Annotated in this window: 8 protein-coding genes and 1 pseudogene; 7 read left to right on the forward strand and 2 right to left on the reverse strand. The window is 68.7% G+C overall.

The features are described 5' to 3' along the window. Positions 1–83: 83 nt before the first annotated feature. Positions 84–1,664 (forward strand): MFS transporter, encoded by a 1,581-nt coding sequence (locus AX744_RS19760; RefSeq protein ID WP_061018842.1) that lies wholly within the window; start codon positions 84–86, stop codon positions 1,662–1,664. Positions 1,665–1,667: 3 nt separating this feature from the next. Here AX744_RS19760 and AX744_RS19765 read toward each other — a convergent pair whose 3' ends face one another. Continuing rightward, positions 1,668–2,216, reverse strand: coding sequence for a helix-turn-helix domain-containing protein (locus AX744_RS19765; RefSeq protein WP_058633176.1), 549 nt, complete (start codon positions 2,214–2,216; stop codon positions 1,668–1,670). A gap of 104 nt (positions 2,217–2,320) precedes the next feature. Here AX744_RS19765 and AX744_RS19770 point away from each other — a divergent pair, with 104 nt between their 5' ends. From AX744_RS19770 to AX744_RS19795, 6 genes are all read left to right on the forward strand, one after another. Beyond that, the gene (locus tag AX744_RS19770) at positions 2,321–3,043 is read left to right on the forward strand and encodes an AzlC family ABC transporter permease (RefSeq protein ID WP_046749571.1); all 723 of its coding nucleotides are present in this window, start codon (positions 2,321–2,323) and stop codon (positions 3,041–3,043) included. Continuing rightward, positions 3,040–3,354, forward strand: coding sequence for an AzlD domain-containing protein (locus tag AX744_RS19775; protein WP_061018845.1), 315 nt, complete (start codon positions 3,040–3,042; stop codon positions 3,352–3,354). Before AX744_RS19770 ends, AX744_RS19775 begins: the two co-directional genes overlap by 4 nt. 49 nt (positions 3,355–3,403) lie before the next feature. Continuing rightward, positions 3,404–3,814: a hypothetical protein gene (locus AX744_RS19780; protein ID WP_046749569.1), complete on the forward strand. Its 411-nt coding sequence runs from the start codon at positions 3,404–3,406 to the stop codon at positions 3,812–3,814. Positions 3,815–3,823: 9 nt separating this feature from the next. Further along, positions 3,824–4,144 (forward strand): ferredoxin, encoded by a 321-nt coding sequence (gene fdxA, locus AX744_RS19785; RefSeq protein WP_045263079.1) that lies wholly within the window; start codon positions 3,824–3,826, stop codon positions 4,142–4,144. Positions 4,145–4,155: 11 nt separating this feature from the next. Next, the gene (gene dapC / locus AX744_RS19790; protein ID WP_061018847.1) at positions 4,156–5,268 is read left to right on the forward strand and encodes a succinyldiaminopimelate transaminase; all 1,113 of its coding nucleotides are present in this window, start codon (positions 4,156–4,158) and stop codon (positions 5,266–5,268) included. Positions 5,269–5,459: 191 nt separating this feature from the next. After that, positions 5,460–6,749, forward strand: a complete 1,290-nt coding sequence (locus AX744_RS19795; protein ID WP_045263168.1) for a citrate synthase — start codon at positions 5,460–5,462, stop codon at positions 6,747–6,749. A 69-nt stretch (positions 6,750–6,818) separates the two neighbouring features. On the opposite strand, the pseudogene AX744_RS20920 reads toward AX744_RS19795, so the two are convergent. Then, positions 6,819–7,230: pseudogene (locus AX744_RS20920) on the reverse strand (DEAD/DEAH box helicase); the annotation flags it as partial.

The following is a 7,230-nucleotide window of genomic DNA, read 5'->3' on the forward strand; positions in this document are numbered from 1 at the left end:
CCGCCTCGCCCTCCGCACCCCTGGAGCTGTTATGACCCCAGATCCCCGCACCGCAGACCCCGATCAAGACCTCGTGGCTGCCGATGGTCAGCCTCTTCCTCGCGCAGGTGCTGATGTCGTTCAACGTCGCCGCGCTGCCGATCTCGCTCGGGGGCATGGTGAGCGAGTTCGGAGTGCCGCCGACGGTCGCGAGCACGACCATCGTCATGTACGGCCTCGCCGTCGCGGCGCTCGTGATGACCGGCGCGAAGCTCGGGCAGCGGATCGGCTGGGTCGTGATCTTCCGGATCGTGATCGCGTTGTTCGCCGGTTCGTCGATCATGATGATCCTCGCTCCCACCGTGTGGTGGGCCATCGCGGGGCAGGCCGTGGCCGGGGCGGCTGCCGCGATCATCGTGCCGTCGATCGTCGCTCTCATCGCCGAGAACTACCGGGGGCCTCAGCAGGCGACCGCCATCGGCGCCATCGGTTCGGCGCGCGCGATCTCGGGCGTCAGCGCCTTCCTGATCGGAGGGACGCTGGGCACGTTGGTGGGCTGGCGACCGATGTTCTTCATCGTGCTCGGCATCGCCGTGGTGGTGTTCGCCCTGAGCTTCACCCTGCGGGGGGATCGCGGCGACGCGTCGATCCGCATCGACCTCGTCGCCTCGCTGCTCATCGGCGCGGCGATCGTGCTGCTGACCCTCGGGTTCAACAACCTGAACTCGTGGGGTGCCGTGGCGGCGACGGCCGATGCCCCCTTCTCGGTGCTCGGCCTCTCGCCGGCCCCCGTGTTCATCGTGGTCGGCCTCGTGCTCGGCCAGGCGTTCTTCCTGTGGACGAGGAAGCGGATGGCGGAGGGAAAGGTGCCCCTGATCGACCTGAGCGTCCTCGGATCCTCTCGCGAGCGCGCCGCCGTGTACGCGATGTTCATCGTGGTGGCGCTGGAAGCGTGCGTGAACTTCACGATCCCGCTCTACATCCAGATCGTGCAGGGGAGGACGCCGTTCGACACCTCGATGGCCATGATGCCGTTCAACTTGACGGTCTTCGTCACCGCCACCCTCGTGGTGCGGCTGTACAAGCGGTTCCCACCGCGCACGATCGGCGTCGTCGGGTTCATCCTCACCACGGCGGCCCTGGTGTGGCTGTCGTTCGTGGTCAACAACAACTGGGAGACGCTCCCGACGATCCTGGGCCTGATCGTCTTCGGCATCGGGCAGGGGGCGCTGGTGACCCTGGTGTTCAACGTGTTGGTGACGGCGGCTCCGGCCGAGCTCGCGGGGGATGTGGGGTCGCTGCGAGGCACCACGCAGAACCTCGCTTCGGCGGTGGGCACCGCGCTGGCCGGAGCGCTGCTGGTGTCCCTCCTCGGCCTCGGCGTCGGTCGTGCGGTCGTCGAGCATCCCGAGCTGCCGCCGTCACTCGTCGCCCAGGTCGACATGGACAACATCAACTTCATCAGCAACGACGATCTGCGCGCCGCGCTCGAGGCGACGGACGCGACGCCCGAGCAGATCGACGCCGCGGTGGTGGTGAACGAGGAGTCGCGCCTGGGCACTCTCAAGCTCGGGCTCCTTCTGCTGGCGGGGATCAGCGCGCTCGCGATCCTTCCCGCTTCCCGGCTGCCGCAGTATCGGCCGCACGAGATCCCCGATCCGTCGCCGGTCTCGGGAGGGGAGTGAGGCTCAGCGCAGCTCCGAGATGAGCACGGCTCTGGTGCCCGCCGCGGTCGCCTCGAAGACGTGGGGCGCATCCCCGGCGTAGGTCAGGTAGTCGCCCGGGTCGAGGAGGACGGGATTCTCCGCCGGGCCGATCCGCGCCTGGCCGGCCATCAGGACCACGTGCTCGATCGTCCCGGGGTGATGGGGGTCCGATCGACGAGCGTCCCCCGGCTCCGCCTGGATCAGGTAGACGTCGCGGCGTGCGCCGGGCGGGCTCGCAGACAGCAGGGTCGCGCTGTAGGCGGCAGCGGAGGACGGCACCCCGGACAAATCGTCTGCGCGGATCAGCTTCGGTGCGTTGGACTGCTGGTCGACGAGCACGGCGAAGGGCACACCCAGTGCGACGCCGAGGGCCCACAGCGTCTCGACGCTGGGGTTGCCCGAGCCGCTCTCGAGCTGGGACACCGTCGCCTTGGAGACCCCGGCCCGTCGAGCGAGTTCGGACACCGACAGGCTCGCCGCCTCACGTTCCCGACGCAGGGTGCGGGCGATGCGCGTACGAAGTTCCTCCATACGTTCATCATGTCAAACGATCGTTCGCTTGACTATGCCGCAGAACGTGTTCAGAATTATGACCATGTGTTCACCGAAGCGAACGGCAGCTCTTGGGCGGCGCGATGACCGCGGAGCGTGAGGTCTGGCGTGAGGCACTCGGCGTGGTGCTGGCGACCAGTGCGTACGGGGTCTCTTTCGGCGCGCTCGCCGTGGCGTCGGGGCTCGACGTCTGGCAGACCTGTGTGCTGAGTCTGCTGATGTTCACAGGTGGGTCCCAGTTCGCCTTCGTCGGCGTCTTCACCGCCGGGGGATTGTCGGCACTGCCTTCCGCGATCGCCTCGGCTGCGCTCCTCGGCGTCCGCAACGTCGCCTACGCCATGCGGATGTCACCCATCATCGGGGGCGGACCGGCTCGCAAGGCCGCAGCTGCGCACTTCACGATCGACGAGTCGACGGCCGTGGCGATCTCGCAGGGTGATCCTCGGCTGCGGCAGGTCGGCTTCTGGGTGACCGGGATCGGCATCTTCGTCGGGTGGAACATCACCACCCTCGTCGGGGCGCTCGTGGGCGACGTGCTCGGCGACCCCAGGACGTGGGGACTGGATGCGGCCGCAGCCGCGGCATTCCTCGCTCTCCTCTGGCCTCGGCTCCGGCAGCGGCAGGCCGTCGCGGTCGGCGTCGCCGCGGCTGTCGTCGCCGCGGCCTTCACGCCGTTCCTGATGCCGGGCCTTCCGGTTCTGGTGGCTGCGGTCGTCGCGATCGCCGTCGGCTGGTTCGACTGGTGGGGTCGTCCCGCGGCCTCGACCGACGGTGGAGCGGACCGGGGTGCGGGGGCGGCCTCGTGACCGTGTGGAGTGCGATCCTCCTCGCCGCCCTGATCTGCCTCGCCCTCAAGGCGGCCGGATACCTGGTGCCCCCTCGGGTGCTGGAGGCGCCGCGCACCGCCCGCATCTCCGATCTGCTGACAGTGGGTCTGCTCGCGGCTCTCGTGGCCGTGCAGACCCTCGGCGACGGTCAGGCGATCACGGTCGATGCTCGCGTGCCCGCGCTGCTGGTCGCCGGCGGCCTCCTGTGGCTGCGGCAGTCCTTCCTGGTGGTCGTCGTCGCGGCGGCGGCGGTCGCAGCCCTGTTGCGTCTGTTCGGGTTCGCCGCATGACCCACCTCCCCGATCCCGTCCGGTGGAGGCTCGTCGGTAAGATCGACAGGTGCGCGTGAGCTGGGTGTCGAGAGTGTTGTCGTGGATCGCTGCCGCCCTCGTCGGCGGTGTCTACGGCGTCGCCGGCACCATCAGTCACAGTGTGATGTGGGGCCCCATCCCCATCGGCATGATCATCGCGGCCATCGCGTGCGCTGCCATCCTCATCGCCGTCCGAACCCTCACGCATGACAGGGGCGCCGCTGTCGCGGCCGGACTCGGGATGATCGGCATGCTGGTGCTGATCTCCGGGGAGGGGCCGGGCGGATCCGTCGTCGTGCCCGCCTCGTTCCTCGGGCAGATCTGGACCTATCTGGTCGCCGGAATCGTCCTGCTCGTCGTCGCCTGGCCCTCCGTCCGACGCCTCCCTGTGCGCACGGAGGCGCCTGCCGCGCAGGAACCCGAGCCGCGCGAGTCGTAGACTGAGGGGGTGACGTATGTGATCGCCCTCCCGTGCGTCGATGTCAAGGATCGCGCCTGCATCGACGAGTGCCCCGTTGACTGCATCTACGAGGGCGAACGCTCGCTCTACATCCACCCGGACGAATGCGTGGACTGCGGCGCCTGCGAGCCCGTGTGTCCCGTCGAGGCGATCTACTACGAAGACGACCTGCCCGATGAGTGGCAGGACTACTACAAGGCCAACGTCGAGTTCTTCGACGAGATCGGGTCGCCCGGTGGCGCCGCCAAGGTGGGTGTCTACTCGTTCGATCACCCGATCGTCGCGGCTCTGCCGCCTCAGGGCGAGTAGGCGCTGGCTCCGTGAGCGTCCGCGATCTCGCCGACTATCCGTGGGATGCCGTCGTCCCGTTCCGTGAGCGCGCGCAGCAGCACCCGGACGGACTGATCGACCTCTCGGTCGGTTCTCCGGTCGACCCCACCCCCGACATCATCCGCCGCGCCCTGGCCGAGGCCACGGATGCGCATGCCTATCCGCAGACGGTGGGCACGCCCACCCTGCGGGAGGCGATCGTCGAGTGGTACGCCCGGCGCAGGGGAGTGCCCGACCTCCGGGTCGACAACGTGCTCCCGACGATCGGATCCAAGGAACTCGTCGCGCTGCTGCCCACACTGCTCGGCCTGGGGGCCGGAGACATCGTCGTCCACCCGCGCGTGGCCTACCCGACCTATGAGGTCGGCGCCCGCGTCGCTGGAGCGACGCCCCTTCCCGCGGACGATCCCGCCGACTGGCCGGAGGGCACCAAGCTCATCTGGATCAACACCCCGGGCAACCCGGACGGACGCACCTGGACCGTCGATGAGCTCGCCTCTGCCGTGCGTCGTGCTCGTGAGCTCGGTGCCGTGCTCGCGAGCGACGAGTGCTATGCCGAGCTGGGCTGGGACGGCGTCTGGGCGACCGAGTCGATCCCGTCGGTCCTCGACCCGCGGGTGACGGGCGGAAGTCGTGCGAACCTGCTCAGTGTCTACTCGCTGAGCAAGCAGTCGAACCTCGCCGGCTACCGTGCGGCGTTCGTGGCCGGGTGCGCTCGTGTCGTCGGCGAGCTTCTCACTGCCCGCAAGCATCTCGGGCTGATGCCCCCGGCACCGGTGCAGCACGCGATGGCGGTGGCGCTCGCGGACGACGAGCACGTCGCCGTCCAGAAGGCTCTCTACCGCACCCGCCGCGATGCCCTGCGTCCCGCGTTGGAGGCCGCAGGCTTCCGCATCGACGGTTCGGAGGCCGGGCTCTACCTCTGGGCGACCGAGGGGCGCGACTCCTGGGAATCGATGGGACGACTGGCCGATCTGGGCATCCTGGCCGGTCCGGGTCCGTTCTACGGCGGTGACTCCGGGCAGCATGTCCGCCTGGCCCTCACCGCATCGACGGCTCATGTGGCCGAGGCCGCGCGCCGTCTCACTGTGGCCGACATGTAGATTCCCTCCTCGGAGGGGGCGTCCCTTTGGTGGATGTCACAGTAGGCCTGTGCGACTACTAGGCTGTAAAGGCGATTCGGTCGTGACCCGACCTGGCGCCTGAGCGCCGTGAGATCGCCAGTTCAGGCTTGATCAAGATCTTGTTCGAACCCACCGCGACGAGCGGGGGCGGACACTACGAGGAGGTCCGCGTGAGTGCAGCGGCAGACCAGACGGCGAAGCTGACGATCGGCGACACGACCGCTGAATTCCCGGTGCTGCGCGGCACGGCGGGGCACGACAGCATCGATTTCTCGACGTTGACGCGACAGACGGGCTACACCGGCCTGGACTACGGTTTCGTCAACACGGCGTCGACGAAGTCGGAGATCACGTTCATCGACGGCGACAAGGGCATCCTGCGGTACCGCGGATATCCGATCGAGCAGCTCGCGGGTTCGACGAGCTACCTCGAGGTCGCGTGGCTCCTCATCTACGGCGACCTGCCCTCCGCCTCCGAGCTGGCGGAGTTCGACGAGAAGATCCGCCGGCACACCCTCCTGCACGAAGACCTCAAGCGCTTCTTCTCGGCGCTTCCGCACACGGCGCACCCGATGTCGGTGCTGTCCTCGGCGGTCGCGGCGCTCTCGACCTACTACGAGGGTCAGACCGACCCGCACAACCCGGAGCACGTCGAGCTGAACATGGTGCGCATGCTCGCGAAGCTCCCCGTGATCGCGGCCTACGCGCACAAGAAGAGCGTCGGCCAGGCCTTCCTGTACCCCGACAACTCCCTGAGCTTCGTGGACAACTTCCTGAAGCTGAACTTCGGCGTGCACAGCGAGGAGTACGAGGTCAACCCGGTGATGTCGAAGGCTCTCGAGCTGCTCCTCATCCTGCACGAAGACCACGAGCAGAACGCGTCGACGTCCACGGTCCGCCTGGTCGGTTCGACCGGAGCCAACCAGTTCGCATCCGTGTCCGCCGGTATCCAGGCTCTCTCCGGTCCGCTCCACGGCGGGGCGAACGAGGCCGTGCTGACCATGCTCGGTCAGATCCGCGACTCCGGGCAGAGCGTCTCGCGCTTCGTCGAGCGGGTGAAGAACAAGGAAGAGGGCGTGAAGCTGATGGGCTTCGGGCACCGGGTCTACAAGAACTACGACCCCCGCGCCAAGCTCGTCAAGGACGCGGCCGACGAGGTGCTCTCGTCGCTGGGCGTCACCGATCCGCTCCTCGACCTCGCCAAGGAGCTCGAAGAGCTGGCGCTGGCCGACGACTACTTCCGTGAGCGCCGTCTCTACCCGAACGTCGACTTCTACACCGGGGTCATCTACAAGGCGATGGGCTTCCCCACGCGGATGTTCACCGTGCTGTTCGCGATCGGACGCCTGCCCGGCTGGCTGGCGCAGTGGCGCGAGCTGCAGCTCGACCCCCAGACGAAGATCGGTCGTCCGCAGCAGCTGTACACAGGATCGCCGGAACGTCAGTTCCCCACGCGCTGAGCGCGTGACGAGAAAGCGCCCCTCCCGCCGTAGCGGAAGGGGCGCATTCTTCTTCGCCGTGCAGCGGGGTCAGCGACCCTGCGAGCCGCGACCGCCCTGGCGGGACTGACCGCTCTGCGTGGAGTACCCGCCACCCTGGCCTGCGCCGGGACGGGGGCGACGACGGCGACGCGACGGCGGGTTGGCCGCGCTGTTCCTCTCGCCGCCGGCCGGACGCTGCTTCGAGGACTGACGCTGCTGCTGCTGCTGCTGCGGTGCCTGCACCGGTGCCGGGCGCACGTGCGGCGCGCGCTCGGGGACGAGCTCGGCGACCGCAGCGGCGGTGACGTCCTCGAGCGGCGCCGTGATGGCGGCCTTGCGCAGAAGATCCTTGACGTCGCGGCGCTGCTCAGGGAGCACGACCGTGACGACGGTTCCGGCAGCACCGGCGCGGGCTGTGCGGCCGGAACGGTGCAGGTATGCCTTGTGCTCGACCGGCGGG

It is taken from the genome of Microbacterium sp. CCH5-D1 (genome assembly GCF_001557335.1).
Classification (GTDB): Bacteria; Actinomycetota; Actinomycetes; order Actinomycetales; family Microbacteriaceae; genus Microbacterium; species Microbacterium oxydans.